Consider the following 25,118-nt stretch of genomic DNA (forward strand, 5'->3'; position numbering starts at 1 on the left):
CCAGCCGCCGTTATGCGCCCAGGTGGCCGCCGTGACCGTGCCGGCACCCTGCCCGGGCCCGGCCGCCTCTGCCGTACGGCTGCGGAGCGGTAGCGGGACCCGGATCCTTGGAGGCAGCGTGCACGCGAGGAGCCACCGACACATCCGAGGAGAACCCATGGCCCAGTTCGAGGCTACGGTCGAAATCGACCGCCCCGTCGCCGAGGTCTTCGCCTTTCTCGCGGACGGCGAGAACGACAGGAAGTTCAGCCCGCGTGTACAGGACATCTCCAAGTCCCCGTCCGGGCCGACGGCGGTGGGAACCGTGTTCCGCAGCACGGTGAAGGACGCGGGTATGACCACCCGGAGGGAATTCCGGATCAGTGAACTCGTGGCCCCGAGCCGGATCCGCTGGAACGAGCTCTCCACCAACCTGGTGACGGCCCGGGAGGGCGGCTACGACCTGGAACCCCTGGCGGACGGCAGGACGAAGGTGAGGATCTTCAACGATCTGGAGGGCCACCGTCTGGGCAAACTCCTGGTGGGTCTCGCCGTCAAGGCCGCGCGGAAGGACGCCCCCGCGTTCGGCCGCCGCATCAAGGCGGCGGTGGAGGCGGCCTGAGAACCGTGCCCGGCTCCGCACAAGGGCAACCCGCTACGCTCGCCGAGGACACGGTCGAGGGACGGGGAAGGGCGCCATGGAAGCGCGGGTCACAGCGGTCAGCAGCAACGGTACGTACTCCTTCAGCAAGCCGAACCGGAGCGGTATCAAGCTGCTCGCCGGTCTCGGCGTGGAGGGCGACGTCCACGCCGGCGAGACGATCAGGCACCGGTTCCGCATGGAGTACGAGCCCGACCTGCCCAACCTGCGCCAGGTACACCTCATGCACGAGGAGCTCTTCGACGAACTCGCAGGGAAGGGCTTCGCCGTCGCCGCGGGCGACCTCGGGGAGAACATTACGACGCGCGGGATCGATCTGCTCGGTCTGCCCACCGGTGCGCTGCTCCGCATCGGTGCCGAGGCGGTCGTGGAGGTCACCGGCCTGCGTAATCCCTGTGCGCAGATCAACACCTTCCGGAAGGGCCTCCTGCGAGAGGTGTTCGAGATCGACCCGACGAACGGGGACTTCACCTTCAAGGCCGGGATCATGGGCGTCGTCCGGCAAGGCGGCGGGATCCACCCCGGCGATCCGGTCGAGGTATCGGTCCCAGCAGGTCCGTACCGTCCGCTGGAGCGCGTCTAGAGTCCCGTGCGGTGCTCGACCGCTGGATCTCGGACAGCGCCGCGGCGTTCCGGGTGAAGCGCGCCGCGACGCTGACGACGGGCGCAGCGCCCGAGCCGGTGCGGAAGGGCGGCGACGCCCACCGTCAGGGGCAAGCTCTCGCGGGCCCACGCACCTGAGCCACCACGGCTCCACGAAGCAGGTGGCGAGGCTTCGGTATGAGGAGCCCGACGACTCGCACCGCACGGTGAAGACGGCGACCACCGACAGCGAGGAGCACCTCAGGACGACCGTGAAGACTTCGGTGTCGGGCAGTCGGCGCCGGGCGCCCCGTGGGAAGACGGCCATGGAGGTCGGGTCGCCACCGGTGATGCGGTCGCAGCGAGGCAGGAATCCGGCGGACCGGCACCCCACCCGTCGGTCACTCGTCGTCCGGCGACGCGACGCGAGCGGCGTCAACCACACCCAGGTCGTCGCTCCCTGGAGTGCACTTCAGGAGAGTCGGCCGCGTCCGGCGGTTCAGTGGTGCAGGAAAATACCGTTGTTGGTACATCTTGCCCGTCACATATCGCTCGGGGTCCGGCCTGTCGAGCCGAACGCGCCCGGCAGGCCCACAGATGGGGTGTACATCGCACATGAGTTACGGAGACGCGCTGCGCGACGAGGTCGCAGCCCCAGGGACGACACCCCTGATCGGCATCTACGACATGTACTCGGCATCGGTCGCGGCGAGGCACTACAACGGCTTCTTCGTCTCGGGCTTCGGCTTCGCCGCGTCCTACTACGGCTTGCCGGACATCGGATTCATCGCATGGCCGGACATGGTCGACTTCGTCGGGCGGCTGCGCGGAGCCTTCCCGCACCATCACCTCCTGGTCGACATCGACGACGGTTACGTCGATCCGGAGGTCGCCTGTCACGTCGTGCAGCGGCTGGAGCGGATCGGGGCGTCCGGCGTCATCCTGGAGGACCAGAAGCGTCCCCGCAGGTGCGGGCACGCGGACGGTAAGCAGGTGCTGCCGCTCTCCGAGTACCTCGACAAGCTGCACCTGGTCCTGGACAGCCGGAGCGACCTGCTCGTGATCGCGCGCACGGACGCCACCGAGGAGGACGACATCCTGCGCAGGGCGAAGGCCCTGGCCGCGACGGACGCGGACGTCGTCCTCGTCGACGGCGTACGCAGCGTCGAATGGATCCGGCGGGTCCGGGACGCGGTCGGTGACAAGCCGCTGCTGTTCAACCAGATCGCCGGAGGTAAATCGCCCCGGCTCTCCCTCCCCGAACTGGCCGATCTGAGCGTGGACATGGCCATCTACAGCACGCCGTGCCTCTTCGCCGCGCACCGGGCCATGGACGCGGCACTGGCCGATCTCAAGTCCGCCGACGGACGCCTGCCGGCCCCGGACGACCGGGGCGCGATCGGTGTCAGCCAGTCCACGGAACTGCTGACCAGGAACATCAGCCGTCACCACGGGCCCCGGAATGAGCTGCTGGGCGCGGCAGCGGGATCGTTCAGGACTCGCCGAGGTCCGAGCTGAGCCAGCGTTGGGGCCGCATGTGGATGACCACCTGCTCGCCGTGCTCCTTCCAGGCGAATTCGACGTAGTCGTCGACCTTCTCGCGCGGGAGGTAGCGCCCCGAGATCTCCACCAGCTGCTCGCGGGTGGCAGGAAGCGTCGCGACGACGGGTCCCTCGACCGAGACGTACCGGACGGTCGGCGTCACACGGTCGGCCATCAGGCTGAACCGGCCCGCACCGGCGATCAGGGTGCCCTTGCGGGAATCGCGGCCCGTCATGATCCAGATGTCGCCGCCGGGCTCGTACTGGTACCAGATCGGCACGGTCAGCGGTGCCCTGCCGGACTCCGCCGCGTCCACGGACAGTGCGGCAACGTGTGGCTCGGCCAGAAACCGCTCACGTTCTTCACGGGTCAAAGCCACGGATGACTCCTTCACTTGCTCGGTGTCGTGCGTACTCGCTCGCATCATGCAACGGAATGTCGCGATTCCTGGTTGATGTGTCCGAGAAGCAGCCGGACGAGAAGCCGAACAGCGCAGGTCTGCGTCCGTCCGTCGTACGCATGCCCGCCCGCCGTACTCATGCCCGGTTCATCGGCGCAGCGCGGCAGTGAAACCACGCCCGTACGCGTGGTGGGTCCTGACGCTCAGCCGGATGCCACCGGGGACACGACGGGCACGGACGCCCTCGTCGGCGGAGAGCAGCCGGAGGGAGCGGCCGCGGACGGTGACGGACACCGAGCGCCGCTTCGTCGTCGGGTCGGAGACAGCGATCGCGCACCTGCCGTCGGGGGCGCGGCGGAGCATCACCGACGCCGGGCCGTCGATGGAGAGCTCCTCCACGTGGTGCGTTCCGCGGGCGAAGGTGTTCGCGGCGACCAGGCCCAGGCCGCTGTGCGCGATGGCCTGCAGGCGGACGGTGTTCGCGAGCACGGAGAGCGGGCGGCCGTGGGAGCAGTACGACGCCAACTGCCGCTCCGAGGCGTTCGGAACAAGGACATGGGCCATCGAGGCGGGCCCCGCGTCGGCGGCTTGGTCGTAGGACAGCGTGAAGACCTGTTTGCGCACCGGCGTGTCTGCGTTGGACAGGCGGATGAGGCGCCGGCTCCTGGTCACCGTGCCGAGCGCGACGACCGGCCGTGGCCCGGAGAGGAAGACGTACCCCACCACGGACCCGCGCCCGGTATCGGCGTACCGCAGCCATGCCGTCGGGCCGGTCGCGGAGTTCCGCCAGGGCGTCCCGTCGCGGAGGCCGCCCGTGAGGGCCACGGGGGAGGCGGGGGAGGCGATGCGGCTGTCGATGGTGGTGGTCACCGCGCGCCTTCCCGCCCCCGTCACCCCCGCGGCGAGGACGACGATCTCGTCGTCGAGCATGAACCACGACTTGGTGGCGCGGGCGTTCCGGTGGGCGACGAAGTCGTCGGGCAGCTCGCCCGCCTGCTGCGCGGTGTACGCGGCATCGTCGCTCTGGACGAAACCGGCCACACCGCAGTCGCCGAGGCGGACACCGCCGGAGAACACGTTGCCGCCCCGGGGAAAGTACACATAGGCGTTCTGCGACTCGGAGGACGCGGTGAACCCGCGCCCGGGGTTGTCGTACCAGAGCGTGCCGTAGAGCTCCGGGACGGTGCGGCGCGTCTCCGCGGGGGCGGTGACTCCGGCGAGGCGACAGGGGGAGACGGCGGTGAAGTAGTCCACACCGAACGACTGCCGTTGGTCCTCTCCCGACAGGTAGAGGTAGTGGGCGCCGGCCCCCTGGAACCACGGTGTCAGGTTCTCGCCGTTCATGTACTCGTACGTACTGATGCGCTCCGAACTGCGGGCCAGGGCGAAGGCGTAGCCGGGCCGCCGGTGGACGGTCCTGTCCATGGCGTTGTAGGCCGTGTGGGAGGCGGACGGGACGAGATCCCTCGCAGGTGCGGCGGAGTTCAGGATGTCCGCGTAGCGGACGATGCTCACGGGAGAGACGAAGGATGCCGCGTCCGGGGCCGCCTTCGACGCCTGCCGGACGTACTTGACGTAGCCCTCCAGTGCGGCGGTGTCGCCGCCGGTGGTGTAGGCGCTGAGGTCCACGACGGCCTCCACGACAGCGGTGACGTCCCCGTACCCCGTGCCGGTCCGCGATACCGCACGGCCCTTGACGATCTCCATCATCCAGCCCTCGAAGATCAGCGGTGCGAAGCCGTGGGCCACCCAGTCCCGCACCACGCCGACGAGGCTGTCGAGGGGTACATAGCCCGTGCCGTCGAGGATCTTGACGGTCTGGACGACTCGGGTCAACAGCCCCTTCCCGTAGGAGCCGGTGTAGGCGACGCACGCATGCTGGACGAAGGAGCCGTCCGCGTAGAAGCCGTCGGTGACACCGTGCCGCAGGGCGTAGGGGTCGACCGTCGCCAGGACGGTCAGCTGGTCGGCGACGGCCTTCCGGATACGGGCGTCGTCACCGAGGACGGCGCCCTGGAGGACCCGGTTCGTCGTGATGTCGGCCAGATTGGCACCGGTGTGGAAACGCGAGTCGAGGTCCACGTCGCCGTCCCTGCCCTTGCGGAGGTACGCGTCCATGGAAGTGGTGTAGTCAGCCGCCAGTCCCGGACGGTACAGGGCGAGCACGTCGCCCAGCAGCACGAACGTCCTGGTCACGTAAGCGGGGATACCTATCTCCCAGTGGAACCAGTTCCCGTAGTAGCCCTGTGCCTGGTTGCCGAAGTACGCGTTGTACAGATGGGCCAGCCCGTCGACGACCCTGCGCCGGACCGCGTCGCCGTCCCCCAGCGGGTCACCGGTGCCGGGGAGGCGGGCGGCGAGGGCGATCTCGTACAGGTATTGGTACGACAAGCTCAGATTGACGTCACTGGCACCGAGGGGGACACCCTCGAAGAGCTCGTCCTGTCCGGCGTCGTCCCACGCGGCGAGCCGCGCGCGTGCCGTCGTCAGGATCGAGGCGATCCTGGGAGCGGTCTCCGGGCGGGTGTTGGACTCGGTGGTCCCTGCGAACAGCGCGACGGTGTTCCGGAGCAGGGTGGCGTGGTCCGCCGCAACATCGCGGGAAGGCGAGGATGCCGCGTCCCCAAGGTCCGATGCCCCGGCCCGCAGCGCCCGGGCGACGGCCGGCAGGGTTGCCGCCGGAATCACGGACAGTACGGAACGACGCGAGAGCCCCACCTGAACGCTCCAAAGTCCGGCCCGGAAAGCGTTTGCCCCCAGCCAAGCAAGGGGTCTCACCGGTGTCAACGGGCCGGGCGCTGGTTTGCCCGGGGGAGCGGTGCCGGTGGCCGGGGGAGTGCGGGGAGGCGCACGCTGGACGTATGGCAGGGAAGCCGCCGATCGTCGTGCACCGGATCTCCGCCTCCGGTGGCCGGCGCGTCACCGTGCGCGGGCGCATCATGGGCCTGGCACACTCCGACGCCGACGTCCTGGAGCTCGTTGCCCGCGCCGGACTTCCCGGACCCGCGGACCTCCTCGCCGACCCGACCCTGGTGGAGTGGGCCGGGGGGCGACCGCATGCCTACCGGCGTCTCGAACTGCCGCCGTGACGACGGCTGAGCCGACGGCCGACCACGTCATCCGGGTCCGCATCGATTGCGCAGGGGCGTTGCGGCCTTCTGCGTGCCGAGCACGGAAGTGGCCCCGGCTTTCGTCCCCAGCACCCGTCTGCGCGGTGAGGGACCGCCGGCCGGGTGCTCCCTCAGCACCTGTGCGGCCTGGCAGCGCAACCGGGACAGCGCCCGGCGAGGCCCCGTGGGGAGGGATCGGGCGTTCAGCCGCTCGCTTGGCCACTGTCACGGAAGCCGCCCCAACCGTGCCACCGGTCGATCTCGATCCAGGCACTCACCCGGTCACGATCGCGCTGGGAGTACGCCTGGCCGAGGTAGTGCCGGGACAGCCGGTCGATGTCGGTGAGACCCGTGTCGTCGCGCAACTCGACGATGCGTCCGATGAGGGTCACATGGGTGTACCAGTCGCCGTCGTCGAGCACGGTCAACGTGACCCGGGGGTCGTTGCGCACATGGTCGAGACGTCGGCGGCCCTCGTCCATGTTGACCAGGACCCGGCCGTCGTCCCAGAGGTACCAGGTCGCCGTGGAGACCGGATGCCCATCTGCGCGAAGGGTGGCGATGACAGCCGGATTCGGCTTCCTCAGCATGGCGACTGCGGCGTCGGGAAGCGGCGGCTCGGACATGATCTCTCCTCTTCGTCGGGCGGCCCCCGGCCCGCGGCGATGAACCGCACACGGTGATCCGGAGCGCGCGTTCCTACGCTGCCACACATCGGGAGCGACACACCGCAGCGCCTCCGGGGCGCACGCGCCGCCGGCCTGCGCGCCCCGCACGAAGCGCTTCGAGGGCCCCCGACGGCAGGTGCGCGCGGCGGCGGACCGCCCGGCTCACGCCACGGGGGCTGCCTGGGTCGAAGCGCCGCCGGAAGGCCTCACGGAGTGCGGGAGTCGCGCAGGAACGAGGTGAGCCCCTCCAGCAGGCGCTCGACGTCTGTCCCGTCGGTGTAGGGCGACACCCCCACCCGCAGCCCGCCGGCACTGCCCAGCCCGAGGTGCCGTGAGGCTTCGAGCGCGTAGAAGGATCCGGCGGGCGCGTGCACTCCCAGAGCTGCCAGGTGACGGTAGGCGTCCGCCGCGTTCAGCCCGTCGAACGTCAGGAGCAGCGTCGGCGTCCGGTCGGCTGCCCGCGAGTGGACCGTGACACCGGAGATCGAGGCGAGGGCCTGCTCCAGAGGCGTGCTCACCGATGCCTCGTGCTTCTCGACCGCTGCGAGTGCGGACCGCAGTCGGGTGCGGCGGTCCCCTGCGGATCCGTCCCCGAGGCCGGCGAGGAAGTCGACCGCGGCACGGGTGGCGGCCATCGACTCGTACGGCAGCGTTCCCAGTTCGAAGCGCTCGGGAACCGTGTCCGTGGACGGCAGCAGCTTGTCGGGGTGCAGGCCTTCCAACAGCTCCGGTGCGGCGGCCAGGACACCGTGGTGAGGGCCGAAGAACTTATAGGGCGAACAGACGAAGAAGTCCGCGCCGAGCTCCGCCACGTCCACGAAGCGGTGCGCCGTGTAGTGCACACCGTCGACGTAGAGCAGTGCCCCTGCCTGGTGGACGAGGCGGGAGACGGCGCCGATGTCGGGGCGCGTGCCGATCAGGTTGGACGCCGCCGTCACCGCGACCAGCCGGGTCCGCTCGGTCAGCAGGTCGCCGATGGCGGACGGTGGCAGCTCACCGGTGTGCGGGTCGAAGTCGGCCCAGCGGACCCGCGCACCCGCCGACTCGGCGGCCTGCAGCCAGGGACGGATGTTGGAGTCGTGGTCCAGCCTGCTGACCACGACTTCGTCGCCGGGCGCCCAGGTACTCGCCAGCAGGCGGGCGAAGTCGTACGTGAGCTGCGTCGCGCTGCGCCCGTACACGATGCCCGACGGCTGTGCGCCCAGCAGGTCCGCCATGGCCCGGCGGAACCCGCCGACGATCGCCTCGGCGTTGACCTCGCCGGGCAGACCGGTTCCGCGGATCGACAACGGCCGGCTCAGGGCGTCGGTGAACGCCTCGATCACGGGGGCCGGGGTCTGCGTCCCCCCGGGACCGTCGAAGTGCGCGGTTCCGGCTCGCAGAGCGGGAAACTCGGCGCGCAGGGCATCGACGTCGTACGTCACGGAGGCTCCTCAGGGACGAAGCCGGGTACGCCTGGGCGTGCGCAGCACGCGTACGGCCGACCCGACTTCTGGACGGACGGGATGAAGCACGGTTCGGGACGATCATCGCAGGGCGCCTCCGCGTCCTGCGAGCGTGCCCTGTGCGAAAACGGTGACCCGTGCCGTACCCGTCCACCCGGGCCGCCGGAGACCGAGCCCGCGGAGACTCCACCCCGGCGGCCGCGGACGGGACGGCACGCCGGGCACGCCGAACCCGTCCCGGCGCTGCTCGGGGGTTAGCGTCGGCCCATGGACGGTGATCGCCGAAGGTGGCGCCAGTGTTTCCTCAGCGGTGCCGTGTTCCTGGTGTGCATGGCCGGCACCACACTGCCCACCCCTCTGTACGGCCTCTATCAGGAGAAGTTCGGATTCTCCGAGCTCACCGTGACCGTCGTGTACGCCGTGTACGCCTTCGGGGTCATCGGCGTGCTCCTGCTGAGCGGCAACGTCTCGGACGCGGTGGGCAGGCGCCCCGTCCTCCTGTGGGGCCTCGGGTTCGCGGCGGCGAGCGCCGTCTGCTTCCTGTGCGCCACCGGGCTGGGCTGGCTGTACGCGGGACGGCTGTTGTCGGGCCTGTCCGCCGGACTGTTCACGGGGGCCGCGACGGCGTACGTCATGGAGTCGGCACCGCACGGCGGCGCCTCCCGGGCCACGTTCGTCGCGACGGCCGCCAACATGGGCGGGCTCGGCTGCGGTCCCCTCCTCGCGGGGGTGCTCGCGCAGTACGCGCCCTGGCCGCTGTACCTGCCGTTCGCCGTGCACCTCGTTCTGCTGGGCGGATCCGTCGCCGTCCTGGTGGGGCTCGCGGAAACGGTGAAGGAGCGGCGCCCGTTGCGTTCCGCACGTCCCAGACGGCCCGGTGTACCGCTGCAGGTGCGCGCGGTGTTCGGGCCCGCGGCGACTGCCTCGTTCGTGGGCTTCGCCCTCTTCGGCGTCTTCACGTCGGTCAGTCCGGCGTTCCTCGCCGAGTACCTGGACGTGGACAACCACGCCGTGAGCGGAGCGATCGTGGCGCTGGCGTTCTTCGCATCCACCGCGGGGCAGCTGATGGCCGGCCGGGTCGGCGTCGGCCGGTCGTTGCTCTGGGGGTGCGCCGGGCTGTTCGGCGGGCTGACGCTGCTCGCCGGAGCGTTGTGGTGGGACCTGCTGGTGCTGGTGGTACTGAGTGCGTTCGTCGGCGGCTCCGGTCAGGGACTGGCGTTCCGCGGGGCGCTGCAGGCGGTGGCCGAGGCGTGTCCGGCGGACCGGCGGGCATCGGTGATCTCGACGCTCTTCGTGGTGGCGTACGCGGGCATCTCGGTGCCGGTGATCGGTGTGGGGGTGCTGTCCGGTCCGATCGGCCTGGAGGACGCGGGGCTGGTCTTCATCGCGTGCATGGCCCTTCTGGTTCTCGGCGCAGCGGTGTACCTGTTCCGGCGGCCGGTGCGGGAGACGACGTGACCGGGCCGTGCCGCCCCGGCCGGGGACTTCGGCGGGGCCCCTCACCGTCCTCGCGCACCGGCTCGCCGCAGGTCCCCGACGGCGGGCCGGGCCGGTTCGTCAGCGTGCCGACAGCTCGCTGGGGGCCTCCTGGACGACCCAGCCGTTGCCGTCCGGATCGTTGAAGGACATGAACGAGTTCCAGGTGTCGCCCTTGCCGTCCTCCCAGCCCGTCGCTCCCACGTGGCGGACGGGGGAGACGTCCACGCCCCGGGCCACCAGCTCTTCCCTCGCTGCCTCGATGTCCGTGACACAGACCTGCAGGCCTTGAAGCGTGCCGGGGGCCATCTCCTCCATACCGGGTGCCGAAGGCATGCCCTGGAGCATGGCGATCGAACACCGGGAGCCCGGCGGGGTCATCTGGACGACGCGCATTCCGGGGGCGACCTCGTCGTCGAGGTCCACCGTGAATCCGACCTTGTCGGCGTAGAACTCCTTCGCCCGGTCCATGTCGGTGACCGGGACAGGGATGACTTCGAGCGTCCAGTTCATGGAGCTCCTCCTCGACGTGGCCCGCGCGGCCCGGCCGAACAGATCTCCCGACCGAAGCCACGGGCGTAGCGGCGCCACCGCGAACACGGCAGCGGCTCCACCGTCTACCACGAGGGAGCCGCCTTGCGCGTCGAAACGCCAGTGGGGCCGCCTTTTCAGACCCTTCTCCCCCAGTCCCACGGCGCCTGTCCGGTCGCGGTTCGTGCCGCGGGCTTCCCGGCCGGTACGTGCGGGAAAGCCGGGGGCTGGTGGAAGGGACGTCCTCGCGGCCGCTGGGCGGAGACCGGACGGGCAGCGCTCGCCGAGCGGTCCTCCGCCGAGCGACGAAGCCGATACCTAGCTGTGTGTGGCCGGCTGCAGTTCCGCGTACGTGCCGCCCTTGGACAGGAGTTCCGCGTGCGTCCCGGCCTCCGTGACCCTCCCGCGCTCCATCACGATGATGCGGTCGGCACCCTGGATCGTGGAGAGGCGGTGCGCCACCACGAACACCGTGCGTCCGTGCACGAGGCGGGCCAGTGCCTGCTGGACGAGTGCCTCGGAGCGGTTGTCCAGCGCCGACGTCGCCTCGTCGAGCACCAGGATGCGCGGATCGCGGATCAGGGCGCGCGCGATGGCCAGACGCTGCTTCTGGCCGCCGGACAGGCGCGCCCCCCGCTCGCCGACCACCGTGTCCAGGCCGTCGGGCAACCCCTCCACGAATTCGAGTGCGTTCGCGTCGCGCAGGGCTCGCCGCAGTCTCTCCTCGTCGATGCCGTCGAGGCCGTAGGTCACGTTGTCGCGGATACTTCCCTCGAACAGGATCGATTCCTGCGGCACCACGGACAGGAACCGGCGGTAGCTTCGCAGGTCGAGTGTTGCCATGTCCACGCCGTCGAGCAGAATGCTGCCCGTCGTCGGCCGGATGAAGCCGATCAGCAGGTTCAGTACCGTCGACTTGCCCGCGCCGGACGCGCCGACCAGGGCGATCGTCTCGCCGGGGCGCGCCGTGAGGGTGAAGGCGTCGACCGCGGGGGGCGCGTCGTCGTACGCGAACCCGGCCTGCTGGAAGTCGATACGGCCGGTCACCCGCTCGACCGGGGCCTTGCCCTCGTTGCTCTCCAGGTCAGGTGCCTGCAGCACCTCCCCGATGGAGCGCACCGACTCGAGTCCCTTGCTGATGATCGGAGCCAGCCCGAGCAGCGTCGTCACCGACCCGGTCAGCACGGTGAAGAAGGTGCTGAGCATGACGACATCGCCCGGTGTCACGGGCAGCAGGCCGTGGTACGCGACGAGCCCCGAACCTGTCAGGCAGAGGACTCCGAGGATGTTGAGCATCACCCAGGCCGCGGAGTTGAAGCGGCCGTTCATGACGTCGAGCCGCAGGCCCGCCGCGAGGACCTGGCGCAAGGAGCCGTCGACGCGGCCCAGCGCGGCACGCTCCAAGCCGTGGGCACGGGTGATCGGGATGAGCGTGGTCATCTCGCCCACCTGGGAGGAGAAGTGCTCCACCTCGCGCCTGAAGTGCTCGTTGTGGGTGCGCAGTCGATGCCGCAGTCGCATCACCAGGAGTCCGGCCGCAGGAACGACGATCAGGAACACCGGCAGGAACTCGGGCGTGCGAATACCGATGACGACGAGGCCGCCCGTCAGGGTCACCAACGCGCCCAGGCCCATGTCGGAGCTCTGCTGCACCATCTGCTCCACCGACTCCACGTCACGGACGACCTTGGTCTGCAGAACGCTGGAGTTGACGCGCGCGTGGTATCCGATGGACAGGTGCTGCAGCCGGCGGCACAGGGCCGAGCGGAGCGCCGTGCCCATACGGCGGATGCTGCCGCCCAGAAGGCGTACGTACCACTGATGCAGCGGATAGTTGATCACGAGGATGAAGAGCAGGATGCCGGTCGCCTGCCACAACTCGGCCTGCGGGCCGTGCTGGATGACGACGTCGAGAACCGTCGCCGTGATCAGGGGCATCAGCCAGATGGGGCTGTGCTTCACGACGAAGATGCACGTCGCGAGCAACAGCGCGCCACGGTCGGGACGGAAGAGATGGCCGAGGGTGCGCACCGGGTGCTCACCGCGGTAGCAGTGGTCCAGGTGATTGGGGACGGGATGCTTCATGGCACCATCTCACCGCATCCGCGACGGGCGGGAAAGCGCTTACTTCCGTGCCCGCGCTGTGGTAACGCGTCAGGCTGGCCGAGGTGTCCCGGCGGGTGAGTCCCGGTTCCGAAACGCGGCTCCTCGTCATGGGCGCCCTCTTCGAATTACGCGAATGCGGCCTCGTCGCCGAGGTCCGAAACAAGTAAATCGACACTTCCTGGACATGCCGGTCGGGTGCACCCGCCCCCGGGCGAGTTGGGCGTTCGCGGGACCAGGCACACTTCAGGTGTAACAATCTCGCGACCAAGAGGATCACGCATGATCACGCTGAAGAAGGAAGACGGCCCCGCCGACCTCGGTGGGGTGACCCACCTGTCCATCGGGGTGTCCTGGGACCCGACCGTGGGGAGCAGCGGAGGACTGCTGGGCAAGCTCCGGCAGAAGGCCGGCACCGACCTCGACCTGATCGCTGTCGCGATGCAGGGCGCGGAGCCCGTACGACTGGCCGGCCTCGACTCCCTGGACCCGCTGGGCAACGGTTCCTTGCTGCACAGCGGAGACAACCAGACCGGGCGCGGCGACGGCGACGACGAGACGGTCACGGTCGAGTTCGCCCGGGTGCCGTCCAACATCACCGCCATCGTGTTCATCGCTGCCGCGTACAAGAAGCGGAGTGCTTTCCACAACGCGCGCAACATCAGCTTCAAGGTCTACGACGCGACCGGGGGCACGACCCAGCAGGTCGCCGACATCTGGCCGAGCCTGCTGACTGATGACAACGGTTGTGCCGTCGCCAAGGCGATTCGGGACGGTGCGAGCTGGAAGCTCCAGGTGATCAACGAGACCGGAAAGATCAAGCAGGGTGACGAGCGTGCCCTGATGCGCTTCGCCGTGAGCAAGTAGCGAACGTCCCGGCGCCGCCGCGAAACCTGAACGGCCGGGCCGTCCTGTCCCGGTCGGATGCAGTGAACAGCCAGGCGCGGCGCAACTGGGGGCCGGACGTGCCGCAAAGGGAGCCGAGCCCGCTCCCGTTGCCGCACTTCGGCCCCCCGGGCTCGGGCCTGTTGCCGCAGCAGCGCGAGGCCGCGGGCGAGACCGTGGTGTCCTTGCACGACCGGCTGAAGCGCTGCAATCCTTCGAGCGCGGGGTGTGCGGCCCGATCGGCACGGGATGATCGCGTCCCACTTTCCGGGTGCGGTCCGCCCACCGTCTGTCTGTCCCGCCTGATCTACGGCTCGGCAGACACGGGTCACGGCGTAACCAGACGTCCCCCGGCGCGCGGCCGGTACACACGCGATGTGACAGCCTTCCGCTGGCTCGGCTCAGCCGACCTGGTCGTGGAGGAACTCCTCCAGGGCCTTGCCCGGGCGCAGGACGGCGTCGCCCTCCTCAAGGCAGAAGCGGCCGAACCCCTGCAGGGTGACCGTCCTGTCCGCCTTGAGCGCTTCAGCGATCACGCCGGACATCTCGACGGTGCCGAACAGGGCGTCGACGACTCGGCCGATCTGCTCGGTCGGAAGTTCGCTGCTGCTCGTGGTCTTGCGCGCAACCGCGTCGATCAGACCGGACCTGTCCATTACGGCACACCCTTTGCGACGACGAAGACCTCCACGCCGCCAGACCGACGCCGTAGGACGTCGCCATCGTGACACCGCCGCGCCACCCGTGCGCGCAACGGCACGCGGTCGTCCGCCTCCCGTGTGCACAGGTCTTCGAGGCCAGGGCCGGGCACCGCCCTGGGCACGTGCCGCCCCCGAGCAGATACGGGTGTACGCCGACGATTTTACCCCCGAGCGACAAGATCCGGATGTCTTACCCACAGGAAGAACCACCGCGACGACGGAGACAGCGGCTCGTACTACGAGGGGCCGAGTAGCGACTCGTGTCGTGGTTCGGAGAGGGCGGATGCCGCTTCCCGGAGGGAGAGAAGCGCACCTGCGGGGCACGGAACGCGACGTGGCGGCCGTGCCGGCCGGAGGGCCACACAGGGACGACGAGCTCCAGCCGCCCCTCATCGGCTTGATCAACGTCGCACGGCGGGTAGTGTGCGGGGCTCGATGCGCTCCTCCACGGCGCTGTCCCCCTCGCGCATGACCACGTAGGCGCCCTTCCCCGGGATCTCTGTCACTGTTTCAACCAGCTCCGTTCCCCGGTAGACCAGCCCGACTCCGTCATCTGTGCAGTGAGCGGTTGGCAACGTCCCGTCCGCGACGAGCTGGTGCATCAGCGGACGCCGGCCCTCGTCCGAGTCGTAGTGCACCCCGTTGCCGTAGGGCAGGAATGCGAGGGCATTCGTGATCGGGCGCAACTCCGGGCCGAACGAGTCCGTCGCGCCCCCCTCGAACCAGCAGATGGACCCCGCGCTGACCCCGCTGAGCACGACGCCGGCCTGCCAGGCCCGGCGCATGATGCGGTCCAGGCCGTGAACCCTCCATACCGCCAACAGGTTGGCCACCGAGCCGCCCATGACCCAGATGACGTCCTGATCGAGGACCGCGCCTTCGACATCCTCCACGTTGGGCATGGGGAACAGATGGAGGGGCGTCAGATCGAATCCCGCTACCCTCGCGGCCTCGCTCATCCGGCTCGTGAAGTGCTCGGCGTCCCCGATTGCCGTGCCGACATACATGACGCGTGGCCGTCGGCCGTGCACTCCCGAGAGATCAACCGCGTGATGGACCAAGGAATCGAACGTCACCCTGGTACGTCCTCCGACACGGTGGCCACCGGACGTCGCAAGAATGGTCGGTTCCGATGCAGTCATGACCGTGATCATATCGGCGCCCTCCGGTCGGTCAGGATGCCCGAGCATCACACCGTCGCCGTACTCCGCGGCAACAGTGCGATCCCCGAAGTGTCGTCATCCGTTCCCGGCTCGCGCGCGGGACCCTCAGGGGTGTGGACGTGCGGCGAACGGCTTGTCCGTCGTGGGCGGTAGCGCTCCATGGGTGCAGTACGGGCGGAGCGGACCGGGAGGGAGGCCGTAGGGCTGGGCGACACGCAGTGGCGTCCGGCCACTGGTGAACCGATCACCGGCTCGGTGTTTGCACGCGCCGCTCCGGGTCACACGAGTCGTGTACCTGATGCCGAGAACAGCAAGGTGTGAATGACATGAGTGCCAATGAGAAGAACCAGGCCCGGACCGAGCAGGCCAAGGGCAAGGTCAAGGAAGCCGCAGGCCGCGCGACCGGCAACGAGCGCCTCACCGCCGAGGGTCGGACCGACCAGGCCAAGGGCGATGCCCGTCAGGCCAAGGAAAAGGCGAAGGACGCCTTCAAGCGCTGATTTCCGCGGGAGCGCGAAGCGCTCCGCCCGATGCGTGTGGCCCGGCATGTGCCGGGCCACACGCATGTCCGGCACGCACGCACGCACGCACGCACGGCACACACGGCGAGGGTGTGCGGCGTCGCTTCGGACGGGGTGCTGCTCCGCCCGAAGCGACACATCCGCGGAGTATCAGGCGATGGGGCCGTCGTGCTGGGGCTTCGGGGCGCCTGGGGGTACGAAGCAGGCGGTGATCGTCTTGCCGGACGCCTGGGCATGCGTGGCCCATCCGTCGGCGAGCGCGTCGACGATGGCCAGTCCGCGCCCACTGGTCGTTGTGAGGTTCTCGGGCTGCTGGGCGGGGGGCAGGGGATCGGAGTCGTGGACACTCACATGCAGGCAGTGGCTGTCCCAGGTGAGGACGAGCTGCGCGTCACTGTGCGCGTGCACGTGCGCGTTGGTGATCAGCTCGGAAACACTGAGCAGTACCGCGTCCACGGTTTCGGGAGCGTCCTTCGTCCACTCCATGGACGCCAGGTGATCCCGCGTCCAGCGGCGGCCCGCGCGTACCCCGTGCGACACCGGGAACGACTGTGCCCATCCCACCGCACGCAACGATGCGTCCTTCGTCATCGGCCCCTCCTCGCTCGACTCTGCCTACTCCTACCCCCGCATGAGAGGCCCACCACGCCGACCCCGGCACGCAGTGGGACGGCGTATCGAAGAGGCGGCGGAAGCGAGGTATGCCCGTGCGATGTCCGGGCACGCGCACTTCACCCTACGAGAGGAGCAACCCCATGCTCGGCATAGCCGCGGCGGTCCTGTTTTTCATCGCTTTCCTGATCAATGCCGCAGACATCACGACCAACGACGTCTTCTCCTCCGTGAACGTCATGCTCCTGGGCCTGACGCTCCTTGCCCTGCACGTTGCGGGAATCGGAGCCGGGCGCCCCGCCCGCAGACGCTGACGCCACCGGCGACAGCCAGGCGTCGACAGCCCTGCCCTCGCAACTTGTGCGAGGGCAGGGCTGTCGGTTTCTGGAGGGGGAGAGGTCAGGTCGGATGGCGTATGCGGAGCGGGATGCGTGCGCGGTTGCTAATCGGGTAGTCGGCAGCGCAAGGCCCAACCGAGCGAAAGAAGGGGTTGCTTTCTCATGTCCTCCTCCCTCGTCGAAACCGTCGACATCAAGGCGCCGGTCAGTGTCACCTGGGCTCTGTGGAGCGATGTGACGCAGTGGCCGAAGTTTCTGAGCCACGTGCGACGGGTCGACCCGATGGACGAGCGCCGATTCTCCTGGCAGTTGTCCCTGCCGGGCGCCGACAAGAGCTTCGTTGCGGAGCTCACCGAGGTCGTCCCGCAGGACCGGATCGCCTGGAAGACCATCGAAGGCGTACATCACGCAGGCGTGGTCACCTTCCACCGGCTCGACGACACCTCCAGCCGGGTCGCCCTGCAGATCGAGTACGAACCCAGCGGATTCGTGGAGCACCTGGGTGCCCTGACCAATCTCGACTCCGCACTGGCCAATTACGACTTGGGCGAGTTCCAGAAGCTGGCCGAAACCACGGCGGCGGGTGACGGTCCACGGGGTCTGTGACCACGGTCTGCCCGCCGGGGCGTGCAACGCCCACAACAGACGGGACTGCCCGTACACACCTCAGGTGTGTACGGGCAGTCCCGTCTGTTCTGGGCCCATGCGGCCGGACTCATGACGGCGGGGGGACGATGGCCGGGATCAGGCGAGGAGCAGTCGACACCAGCCCTCGGCGAGCCACCGCTCGAATCGCTGGGGTGGCCAGCCGCGATCCTCGACCAGCAGACAGTAGAACTCGGGGGAGTTCGTCGCCCAGATGACGTCTGCCACCTCCTCCAGGTCCAATCCAGGGCGCAACTGCCCGGTCGCGGCCAACTCCTGGGCGAGTATCCGCATGTTGTCCGCGCGGCGTCCGGCCACGCCCTGCCAGACCTCTGCGACCTCCGGCGGGCCCGAGCGTGCGACGCGCAGCAGGGGTGCCAGCCGGGCGTGCATCTCTCTGACGGCCCGTGCGTATCGGCGCAACTTGCGTGCTGCGTCCGGCTCGGCGCGCATTTCGCGTACGTAGTTCCGCTCGGACGGCGGAACGGTGTCGCCGGTCCCTGAAATGGCGGACTCCACCAGCCGCAGGAACAGTTCCGGTTTGCGTCCCGCGACGGTGTAAACGGTGTCGACCGCGACACCCGCGGACTCGGCGAGCTGCGCCATCGTGGTCCCTGCATAGCCGCGTTCGGCGAACAAGTGTGTCGCCGCGTCCAGGATCGACTGCCGGGTCGCCTGCGCCGCCGCCCGGCGGCTGGTCGTGTCGTACTGCCTCTTGACCTGTTCGCCCATGCGGTTGATGCTAAGGGTATTCATCCGAAACGGCTTCGGCTGAATGTGAGGGGATGTGGTCCCTGTGACGTACGCATTCACCATCGAGGTGCCGATTGATCCGGCCACCTACGCACACATCCAGGACGGGCTGGGGACGGAGAAGCCCCCCGGGTTGGTGGTTCACCTGGTCCAGCGCACAACCAGCGGGTTGCGGTACACCGATGTCTGGGAGTCGGAGGCCGACTGGAAGAGGTTCGCCGACGAGCGTCTCCACCCGGTCGTGGACCGGGTGGTCTCCGCGGCCCTGGGTTTTCGTCCGCCCGAGCCGTCGGTCCAGCGCTTGGACGTGGTCGACGTCTGGATCGGCGCCTGTGCCTCGCACGAGGGCTGAGACGGGGCGAATGCGATCCCGGCGGCCCGGGGCGGGCCCGGTTCCACGACGCGTGCGTTCTGCTCGACGCGCATCGGACGTGCGAAGGCGTCGGGCCGTTCGTGGACCACACCGCCTCCAGCCTGGCTTCCGGACCGATGAATGTCCCCTCCCTGCCCGGATGGGTCAGTAGATCCACGTGACACGGCCGAGCCTCGCCGCTTTGCGCCGGACGAAGCGCGTGACGGCCTTCACCTGCGGCGCTCGGTCGCCCACGCGGCAACTGTCCACCCGTCCGGGTTCCGCCGCTTCTTCGCGGACGCGGCCCTAGACGCCCGAACGGGTGTTCAAGAGGTGCTGCGCGCCCACTGTTCACAGACCTCGGTCGGCGGCAGGATGCCAAGGAGAGACCGGAGTGTGACGAGGGGGAGCCATGAACTGTCCCAGTTGTGGGGCGAGCGCCTCGCAGGTGTCCGACGGGTCCTGGACGTGCAGCAACCAGTGCGGCTGGTCGTCCGGGGTTACACCTCCGTCTGCGGCGGTAGCCTCCGACTATGGCGATTCCCCCGGAACAGGAGCAGTCGGCCCGGCTCGAGAAGCCGCAGGCGTTCGTGCCCCCTGAGATCACCTACATGGCGTGCGCGCAGTGCGGGACCCAGATCGCGGGTCTCGACGGCCGGTACGCGTGCTCGGGGTGCGGCTGGGTCAACGAGTGGACCGAGGGCCACCGGCATCTTCCCGAGACCCTGGCGTGAACGCACCTTCTGCGCCGCGGGTCGCGGATCTGCCGTTCCGGACCTGAACGGTGTTGCGGCGGGCGCCTGTCGGCGCCTGGATCCGGCCAGGGGCCAGTAGGCCGGCAGCCCTCGAGGTCACGGATCGCTCGAAGCGCGTCGGCTCCGAAGCAGGGCCCGGGGCCCAGCGCCACGACCGCGATGGTGGCGGCCGTGGGAGCCCCCGGCCGGACCGGTGCACGCGCGGTGTGCAGCGCCCGGAGTCGGGCAAGGGCCGGCAGGTCGCCGGTAGCGTGCGACTCTCGCCCGGCGGGCTGGAGTCGTGCGCCTCTCGCGTTCCCCCGGGCGGCGACCGGGCGCACGGTGCCGTGTCACGTCCGATGCGGGCAGGGGTGGCTGGCCGGATGCCTCACGCGGTGACCTTGGCGATGAACGCGGTGAGATTCGCGACTGTCCGCTGGATCTTCTCCTCGAGGGTCAGGGACTCGTGGAGCCGTGCGCCGACACCGGCATCCCGCTTCCCGCGTACGTACAGGGAGCACGCAAGGTCGCTGCACATGTAGATGCCGACCGAGTTGCCCTGTTTCCCTGCCTTCCCCGATCGTGGCGCGACCATCAGGGAGACGCCGCCGGTGTGGGTCGTCACGCACACCGAGCACATGCTGCGCCGCGTCTGCCAGGAGCCGACGGTGGAGGTGCGCAGCTGGACGCCGACCGGGCGGCCGTCCATGGCGATGGTGAGGTAGGCGCGGTCGGGAGCCCGGGGGTCGCGCCAGCCGAGGAAGTCCAGGTCCTCCCAGGGCTGCTCGGGCAGGTCGCGAGGGACGGACAGGCGCGTGGCCTCGCCCTTGGAGCAGTTCACGAACGCGGTACGTATCTCTTGCTCGGTCAGCGGGTTCATGAGCGGTAGGCTAATTTGCCTATAGGCTGTAGGCAAATGCTTAATGATTGTAGTTGGGTGAGGGGTAGGCAATGGTCAGAGCAGGGCTGTCACCGGAGCGTCTGACCCGAGCGGGCGTGGAACTGGCGGACGAGGTCGGCTTCGACCAGGTCACCGTCTCGGCGCTCGCCCGGCGATTCGACGTCAAGGCCGCGAGTCTGTACTCGCACCTGAAGAACTCGCAGGAGCTCAAGACCAGGATCGCCCTGTTCGCGCTCGAGGAGCTCGCCGATCGGGTCGCGGCCGCCTTGGCCGGGCGTGCCGGTAAGGACGCTCTGGAGGCGTTCGCGAACGCCTACCGCGACTACGCCCGGGAGCACCCCGGCCGCTACGCCGCCGCACGGCTTCGGCTGGATCCCGAGACGGCGGCGGCCAGCGCCGGGATGCGGCACTCACAGATGACGCGGGCGATCCTGCGCGGCTACGACCTGACGGAGCCGGACCAGACACACGCTGTCCGGATGCTGGGAAGCGTCTTCCACGGCTACGTCAGCCTGGAGCAGGCCGGAGGCTTCGAGCACAGCGCTCCGGATGCGCAGGAGTCCTGGGTCTGGATGGTGGACTCCCTCGACGCTCTGCTGAGGACGAGGTCCACCCCCTGACGTGCCGGGGGCCGCACCCCCTCAGGCGGTAGCGCGCCGTCCACCCGCGTGAACGAGCATCCGTACATACTGATCACCAGGTTGAGGCCATGAAGACCGAGCACGACTGGATCACCACACCTGTCACCACGGACATCCTGCGCGGCTTCCTCGACGTGGAAGCGACCGCGCACGGTCTGCTGCCGCATCGGCTGCCCGCTCAGGCGCGCCGGCAGATCCCCGACGACCAACTGGCCGTGGCCGAGGCCCAGCCTTCCGGCGTGCGGTTGGTCTTCCGGACCCGGGCCACGACGATCGAACTCGACACGCTACCGACCAAGCGTGTCTACCTGGGCTTTCCTGCCCCTGCGGACGGCGTGTACGACCTGCTGGTCGACGGCCACCTCACTGCTCAGGCCACCGTGGCGGGCGGCAATCTCCGGACGATCACCGACATGGTCACCCAGTCCGCCGAACTGCGTGAGGGACCCGCCGGCACCGCCCGGTTCACCGATCTGCCGGCGCGCGACAAGATTGTCGAGATCTGGCTCCCGCATACGGAGATCACCGAGCTGATCGCCCTGCGCACCGACGCCCCCGTGGAGAAGGTGCCGGACAGCGGGCGCAGGGTGTGGCTGCACCACGGCAGTTCGATCAGCCACGGCTCGAACGCCGCCCATCCGACTGCCGTCTGGCCGGCTCTGGCAGCTGCCAAGGGCGGTGTGGAGCTGGTCAACATGGGCTTCAGCGGCAGCGCACTGCTCGACCCGTTCATCGCCCGCGCAATGCGGGACACCCTCGCGGACCTGATCAGCCTCAAGATCGGCATCAACGTCGTCAACACCGACGCGATGCGCCTGCGTGCCTTCACCCCCGCGGTCCACGGCTTCCTGGACACCATCCGCGAGGGTCACCCGACCACGCCGGTGCTCCTGGTGTCCCCGATCCTGTGCCCGATCCAGGAGGACACACCTGGCCCTCTGGCACCCGACTTCGGCGGCGGGGTCCTGCGGTTCAAGGCCACGGGTGACCCGGCCGAGCGCGCTGCCGGGCGGCTCACGCTCAACGTCATCCGCGACGAACTTGCCCGCGCCGTCGGCCGGCGGGCGGCCGACGACCCGAATCTGCACTACCTCGACGGACGTGATCTGTACGGCGAGAGCGACTACGCCGAATTCCCGCTACCCGACGAGGTCCACCCCGACCCTGCGGGACACCGCCGGATCGGCGAAAACTTCGCGCAGCTCGCGTTCACCGGTGACGGTCCCTTCGCCGATCAGCCTGCGTGACCGCATCGCGGGCACGGAGACCGTGAACGCCACACGGCTCCACCGACGCTGTGGAGTTCGCCTCCGGATGCCCTTTGAAGGGAGTTCAGCGCCCCGCTGGGCTTCGGCCACGGACCACGTGGGTGTTGCCGGGGCCTTGTGGTCCAGGCGCCTTCCGGCCCTGGGACGGGCGTCGAACGAGGCGGCCGTCGAACGAGGCGAGTCGCCGATGTCGAGCTGCTGTCGGCCATGGGTGAGTGCCTTGTGGGCCATGAGTGCTTCACCCCGCGGAACCGGACACGGCCGGGTGAGTACCGCTCACAGCGGTCGGGACTCGCCCGGCGAAGACCTTGCCGACGCGGTGTACGGGCCATTCGTGCCCGTCGGCTTTGTGTGCGGCGGCGATGATGTCGTCGCCCGCCGCGGTACCGCACCGACATCCGCGCACCACGGCTGACCGGCGCGCACGTGGCTTCTCCGCCTCACGCCAACCACACGAGAGGTCCGGCTCGGACAGCTGACGCAGTCCGTCCCACGCACTTTTCCAGCCCATTCATGATGACAGGGGCATGATAACTGCGGAACGGTGGGCATAGTTCTGACGCCCTGGGGGACCTGCATCCGGCTGCCCCGCTGATGCGGTCCCCCCGCTCTCGGTTCCGAGCGGAGCCGAGTCCCCACGAGTGAAGGGACAGAAATGCCGTACTCCTTATGGCTGAAGGCCGCCGGCGCCGCCGCCACGATCACCCTGGCCGCAGCGACAGCAGCGCACGCGGCGCCCGCGCCGGAGCCTGCCTCGGCGACGAACGCGGCAGCGGTGGTGACACTCCGCTACGACGACAGCAGGGCGGTGGGCTGGGAGGCGGCGATCACCGCAGGTGTCGCCTCGTGGAACCAGAACGTCGGCAACGTCAGACTGGTCGAGGCCGCACCCGGCACCCGGGCCGAGATCCAGATCGTCGCCACCACCGGTTGGCCGCAGGCGACGCTGGGCCCGGTGCGGCCGGGCGGGCAGGTGCGTGTCGAGCTCGGCAGCCAAGCTGTGTCTCAGGGCTACGACAAGACCCGCATAGCCGCCCACGAGATCGGGCACAGCTTGGGCCTGCCCGACACCAAGCCTGGCCCGTGCTCCCAGCTGATGTCAGGGTCGAGCCCAGGCATCAGTTGCAGGAACGCGGTTCCGAACGCGGCTGAGAAGGCCCGTGTCGAGTCCGCCTACGCCAACGGCCTCGCCTCGCTCGTTCCTGCCGACGGCCGCACTTTGGTGGACGCCCCCTGACCGGAGGTACGACTACCGGGCGAGGTGCCCGCCGACACCGGGTGGTCGGGCACCTCGCGCACGCCGAATGCCTTCACCGGGGCCTCCTCGGTCATCGACAGCCGGCTCGTCCCGCCGGGCGCCGCTGGGCGGCACGGTCATCCAAGCCGCGGCGCCTCCACCGTCGTGACTCCGCGGCTCCGGCCGGGTGAGTCTGTCGGGCGCCACACCGCGTACGAGCTCCTTGTCGTCGGTGCCAAGGTCCACACTGGGCGGATGACGACCTACCAGGGGCCCGTGACCGTCGTAGCCGGTGATGTAGAAGCCTCGATGCAAGCCGACTTGTCCATCACCGAGCGGGACCGGATGAAGTCCTGGGGCGGGTGTCTCGCCGACTACGAGGACGCCGACATGTTCAAGGTCCTCACCGTGGGCACCGCTTTCGTCCGTCTCCCCGACGGACAGGAAGGCCGCTTCGTCCTCAAGGGAAAGCTGGCGCCCGGACAGGCGGCCATGGGCGTGATCGGCAGCGGCCCGGCACCCTTCTGACACGGACGTGATCCGGCTCGTTCCGCGCCGCCGGTCGGGCGACGGCAGCAAGGAGTCCCGGCTCGGGAAAGCGAATCCGTAACTCCCGTGGATGTCGCTGCCCCTGTGGTTTCTCCCCCGGGCGGCAACCGCGTATCCGTTCCGAGCGATCAGGCTCACCTCGTCCGGCTACCGCTCAGGGGAGAACCCCCTGCGGGATCGTGTCGCGCTCTCCGCATCAGGTGGGCAAGCAGGAGGACCGCGGTCTCCATGGCGGTGTCCTGAGGGGCCCCGTGCGCAGCCAGGGCCGCACTGAGCCGTGCCGGCCCGGCGTCGGACACATCCAGGTCGTCGAGGAGGGGGAGGAGAAGCAGGAGACGGGCATCGGGATCCTCGGCGCCTTCGGCCGTGGGCGCAGGGCTGCCGGCGATGCGGATCAGTTCGAGCCAGGTCAGCCCGGTCCCCGCACGTTCTCCTTCCCGGCCGGCGATCTGTCGTGCGCAGCCCCGGTCCGGACGGGTGAGGAAGCAGTCGATGCCGTAGTCACCGGGCAGATCGCGGTAGACCACGACGGCCCCGGGGCCGTCTGCCGCAGGTACCCGGAACACGGGCCAGCGGTCCGGGTCGAAGAGGACCTCGGACAAGGCATCGACATCGGCTCCGTCCTCGCCGAAGCGCTCCGGAGTCGGACGCTCGGTGCTGCCGCCGGCATCGCACATCGCCATGAGGTGGCTCGACCAGAAGCCTGGGCGAGCCAGTAGCGGCTCTCCCGCCACCAGTGGGGCGTCTTCGTATCCCTTGATCAGCACCCCGTCAGCCTGCCACCTGCCACCGAACAGTCCGCCCCGGCGATCGGTGCAGAAGGAAGACCCACCGGCTACGGGAGGGTTATCGGGCGCCGCATCACTCGCGCCCCATGCGAGCCAAGCCCAACGAGCCGCATTTCATGGGCAGTTGGTTGTGGGTGACGGGTCGGCGCTTGGTAAGGCTCCGATCTGTACGCGCCATGTGCTCGGCCGCAGGATCGAGTTGCGCAGGTCTGCCCGTCCTCCGGCTGACCACGGACCAGGAGTCCGTCTCCAGGAAGTTCGACAACGGCTCATCTTCCAGGGCGCGGAGTTGCTCCGGCATTCGTTCAAGCGGGAGGCGCCCCGTAGGAGCGAGTCGTTGCCGACGTCGGTACGGCTGCCAGTCGAGTCGTTCAACGACGCCTTGAAGGGCCCGCTCGATCTCGAACAGCGGGGTGGCCTGCCCTTCGAAGCTACAGCCGACGCGGCCGAAGACGAGCGCGACCGGCGTCCCGGAACGGAGTGACGTACTCAGCTGACATGGTCATCGCGGCATCGTCGGACCGCCGGCCCGA

General features: G+C 69.3%; 29 protein-coding genes. 17 read left to right on the forward strand and 12 right to left on the reverse strand.

What is annotated here, in order from left to right; all coding sequences use genetic code 11:
* Positions 1-157: 157 nt before the first annotated feature.
* The 4 genes from OG927_RS32475 to OG927_RS32490 all read left to right on the forward strand — a co-directional run bounded on the left by OG927_RS32475 (position 158) and on the right by OG927_RS32490 (position 2,740).
* Positions 158-601 (forward strand): SRPBCC family protein, encoded by a 444-nt coding sequence (locus OG927_RS32475; RefSeq protein WP_124280160.1) that lies wholly within the window; start codon positions 158-160, stop codon positions 599-601.
* 76 nt (positions 602-677) lie between these two features.
* The gene (locus tag OG927_RS32480) at positions 678-1,223 is read left to right on the forward strand and encodes an MOSC domain-containing protein (RefSeq protein WP_124280159.1); all 546 of its coding nucleotides are present in this window, start codon (positions 678-680) and stop codon (positions 1,221-1,223) included.
* 11 nt (positions 1,224-1,234) lie between these two features.
* A complete protein-coding gene (locus OG927_RS32485) occupies positions 1,235-1,381 on the forward strand; it encodes a hypothetical protein (RefSeq protein WP_330321249.1) in 147 nt (48 codons plus the stop codon).
* A gap of 456 nt (positions 1,382-1,837) precedes the next feature.
* A complete protein-coding gene (locus OG927_RS32490; RefSeq protein ID WP_124280157.1) occupies positions 1,838-2,740 on the forward strand; it encodes an isocitrate lyase/PEP mutase family protein in 903 nt (300 codons plus the stop codon).
* Here OG927_RS32490 and OG927_RS32495 read toward each other — a convergent pair.
* Positions 2,715-3,143: a pyridoxamine 5'-phosphate oxidase family protein gene (locus tag OG927_RS32495; RefSeq protein ID WP_056789143.1), complete on the reverse strand. Its 429-nt coding sequence runs from the start codon at positions 3,141-3,143 to the stop codon at positions 2,715-2,717. The two genes, OG927_RS32490 and OG927_RS32495, sit on opposite strands and share 26 nt — an antisense overlap.
* Before the next feature lie 56 nt (positions 3,144-3,199).
* On the opposite strand from OG927_RS32495, the gene OG927_RS32500 reads away from it, so the two are divergent.
* On the forward strand, positions 3,200-3,334 hold the full coding sequence (locus OG927_RS32500) for a hypothetical protein (protein WP_274923044.1): 135 nt from the start codon (positions 3,200-3,202) through the stop codon (positions 3,332-3,334).
* Here the strand turns inward: OG927_RS32500 and OG927_RS32505 are convergent.
* Complete coding sequence (locus OG927_RS32505) at positions 3,312-5,882, reverse strand: polysaccharide lyase family 8 super-sandwich domain-containing protein (protein ID WP_330321250.1); 2,571 nt, start codon at positions 5,880-5,882, stop codon at positions 3,312-3,314. The two genes, OG927_RS32500 and OG927_RS32505, sit on opposite strands and share 23 nt — an antisense overlap.
* Before the next feature lie 143 nt (positions 5,883-6,025).
* Between OG927_RS32505 and OG927_RS32510 the strand changes: the two genes are divergently transcribed.
* Positions 6,026-6,253: a hypothetical protein gene (locus OG927_RS32510; protein WP_056788911.1), complete on the forward strand. Its 228-nt coding sequence runs from the start codon at positions 6,026-6,028 to the stop codon at positions 6,251-6,253.
* A 224-nt stretch (positions 6,254-6,477) separates the two neighbouring features.
* Here OG927_RS32510 and OG927_RS32515 read toward each other — a convergent pair whose 3' ends face one another.
* Together OG927_RS32515 and OG927_RS32520 are read right to left on the reverse strand one after the other, a co-directional pair.
* Positions 6,478-6,900 (reverse strand): PPOX class F420-dependent oxidoreductase, encoded by a 423-nt coding sequence (locus OG927_RS32515; protein ID WP_056788914.1) that lies wholly within the window; start codon positions 6,898-6,900, stop codon positions 6,478-6,480.
* 248 nt (positions 6,901-7,148) lie between these two features.
* Positions 7,149-8,366: a cysteine desulfurase-like protein gene (locus tag OG927_RS32520; protein ID WP_330321251.1), complete on the reverse strand. Its 1,218-nt coding sequence runs from the start codon at positions 8,364-8,366 to the stop codon at positions 7,149-7,151.
* Positions 8,367-8,654: 288 nt separating this feature from the next.
* On the opposite strand from OG927_RS32520, the gene OG927_RS32525 reads away from it, so the two are divergent.
* Positions 8,655-9,845, forward strand: coding sequence for an MFS transporter (locus OG927_RS32525; protein ID WP_056788921.1), 1,191 nt, complete (start codon positions 8,655-8,657; stop codon positions 9,843-9,845).
* 99 nt (positions 9,846-9,944) lie between these two features.
* Here OG927_RS32525 and OG927_RS32530 read toward each other — a convergent pair whose 3' ends face one another.
* Positions 9,945-10,376, reverse strand: coding sequence for a VOC family protein (locus OG927_RS32530; RefSeq protein ID WP_056788925.1), 432 nt, complete (start codon positions 10,374-10,376; stop codon positions 9,945-9,947).
* A 336-nt stretch (positions 10,377-10,712) separates the two neighbouring features.
* Positions 10,713-12,479, reverse strand: a complete 1,767-nt coding sequence (locus OG927_RS32535) for an ABC transporter ATP-binding protein (RefSeq protein ID WP_330321252.1) — start codon at positions 12,477-12,479, stop codon at positions 10,713-10,715.
* Positions 12,480-12,779: 300 nt separating this feature from the next.
* Between OG927_RS32535 and OG927_RS32540 the strand changes: the two genes are divergently transcribed.
* Complete coding sequence (locus OG927_RS32540; protein ID WP_056788935.1) at positions 12,780-13,364, forward strand: TerD family protein; 585 nt, start codon at positions 12,780-12,782, stop codon at positions 13,362-13,364.
* A gap of 419 nt (positions 13,365-13,783) precedes the next feature.
* Here the strand turns inward: OG927_RS32540 and OG927_RS32545 are convergent, their stop codons facing one another.
* A complete protein-coding gene (locus OG927_RS32545; RefSeq protein WP_330321253.1) occupies positions 13,784-14,038 on the reverse strand; it encodes an HU family DNA-binding protein in 255 nt (84 codons plus the stop codon).
* Between the two features lie 446 nt (positions 14,039-14,484).
* Positions 14,485-15,225, reverse strand: coding sequence for a Type 1 glutamine amidotransferase-like domain-containing protein (locus OG927_RS32550; RefSeq protein WP_056789147.1), 741 nt, complete (start codon positions 15,223-15,225; stop codon positions 14,485-14,487).
* A gap of 347 nt (positions 15,226-15,572) precedes the next feature.
* Between OG927_RS32550 and OG927_RS32555 the strand changes: the two genes are divergently transcribed.
* Entirely contained in the window at positions 15,573-15,746 is a 174-nt protein-coding gene (locus tag OG927_RS32555) for a CsbD family protein (protein WP_079100687.1), read from the forward strand.
* Between the two features lie 171 nt (positions 15,747-15,917).
* On the opposite strand, the gene OG927_RS32560 is transcribed toward OG927_RS32555, so the two are convergent.
* A complete protein-coding gene (locus OG927_RS32560) occupies positions 15,918-16,358 on the reverse strand; it encodes an ATP-binding protein (RefSeq protein ID WP_330321254.1) in 441 nt (146 codons plus the stop codon).
* A gap of 164 nt (positions 16,359-16,522) precedes the next feature.
* Between OG927_RS32560 and OG927_RS32565 the strand changes: the two genes are divergently transcribed.
* Both OG927_RS32565 and OG927_RS32570 read left to right on the forward strand, forming a co-directional pair.
* Positions 16,523-16,693: a hypothetical protein gene (locus OG927_RS32565; RefSeq protein ID WP_164494072.1), complete on the forward strand. Its 171-nt coding sequence runs from the start codon at positions 16,523-16,525 to the stop codon at positions 16,691-16,693.
* Between the two features lie 186 nt (positions 16,694-16,879).
* On the forward strand, positions 16,880-17,323 hold the full coding sequence (locus tag OG927_RS32570; protein ID WP_056788941.1) for an SRPBCC family protein: 444 nt from the start codon (positions 16,880-16,882) through the stop codon (positions 17,321-17,323).
* 138 nt (positions 17,324-17,461) lie between these two features.
* On the opposite strand, the gene OG927_RS32575 is transcribed toward OG927_RS32570, so the two are convergent.
* Entirely contained in the window at positions 17,462-18,094 is a 633-nt protein-coding gene (locus OG927_RS32575; protein ID WP_319104934.1) for a TetR/AcrR family transcriptional regulator, read from the reverse strand.
* 64 nt (positions 18,095-18,158) lie between these two features.
* On the opposite strand from OG927_RS32575, the gene OG927_RS32580 reads away from it, so the two are divergent.
* Positions 18,159-18,467: a hypothetical protein gene (locus OG927_RS32580; protein ID WP_124280150.1), complete on the forward strand. Its 309-nt coding sequence runs from the start codon at positions 18,159-18,161 to the stop codon at positions 18,465-18,467.
* 533 nt (positions 18,468-19,000) lie between these two features.
* Positions 19,001-19,201, forward strand: a complete 201-nt coding sequence (locus OG927_RS32585) for a hypothetical protein (protein WP_056788943.1) — start codon at positions 19,001-19,003, stop codon at positions 19,199-19,201.
* A 388-nt stretch (positions 19,202-19,589) separates the two neighbouring features.
* On the opposite strand, the gene OG927_RS32590 is transcribed toward OG927_RS32585, so the two are convergent.
* The gene (locus tag OG927_RS32590; RefSeq protein ID WP_124280149.1) at positions 19,590-20,081 is read right to left on the reverse strand and encodes an FBP domain-containing protein; all 492 of its coding nucleotides are present in this window, start codon (positions 20,079-20,081) and stop codon (positions 19,590-19,592) included.
* Positions 20,082-20,152: 71 nt separating this feature from the next.
* Here OG927_RS32590 and OG927_RS32595 point away from each other — a divergent pair, with 71 nt between their 5' ends.
* From OG927_RS32595 to OG927_RS32610, 4 genes are all read left to right on the forward strand, one after another.
* The gene (locus OG927_RS32595; RefSeq protein ID WP_124280148.1) at positions 20,153-20,722 is read left to right on the forward strand and encodes a TetR/AcrR family transcriptional regulator; all 570 of its coding nucleotides are present in this window, start codon (positions 20,153-20,155) and stop codon (positions 20,720-20,722) included.
* 89 nt (positions 20,723-20,811) lie between these two features.
* Positions 20,812-21,990 (forward strand): GDSL-type esterase/lipase family protein, encoded by a 1,179-nt coding sequence (locus OG927_RS32600; RefSeq protein WP_330321255.1) that lies wholly within the window; start codon positions 20,812-20,814, stop codon positions 21,988-21,990.
* 676 nt (positions 21,991-22,666) lie between these two features.
* Entirely contained in the window at positions 22,667-23,248 is a 582-nt protein-coding gene (locus OG927_RS32605) for a snapalysin family zinc-dependent metalloprotease (RefSeq protein WP_056788955.1), read from the forward strand.
* A gap of 255 nt (positions 23,249-23,503) precedes the next feature.
* Positions 23,504-23,776: a hypothetical protein gene (locus OG927_RS32610; RefSeq protein ID WP_124280146.1), complete on the forward strand. Its 273-nt coding sequence runs from the start codon at positions 23,504-23,506 to the stop codon at positions 23,774-23,776.
* A 155-nt stretch (positions 23,777-23,931) separates the two neighbouring features.
* Here OG927_RS32610 and OG927_RS32615 read toward each other — a convergent pair whose 3' ends face one another.
* Positions 23,932-24,564 (reverse strand): hypothetical protein, encoded by a 633-nt coding sequence (locus OG927_RS32615; RefSeq protein ID WP_330321256.1) that lies wholly within the window; start codon positions 24,562-24,564, stop codon positions 23,932-23,934.
* Between the last annotated feature and the right edge of the window lie 554 nt (positions 24,565-25,118).

It is taken from the genome of Streptomyces clavifer (genome assembly GCF_036345975.1).
GTDB classification, from domain to species: Bacteria; Actinomycetota; Actinomycetes; order Streptomycetales; family Streptomycetaceae; genus Streptomyces; species Streptomyces clavifer.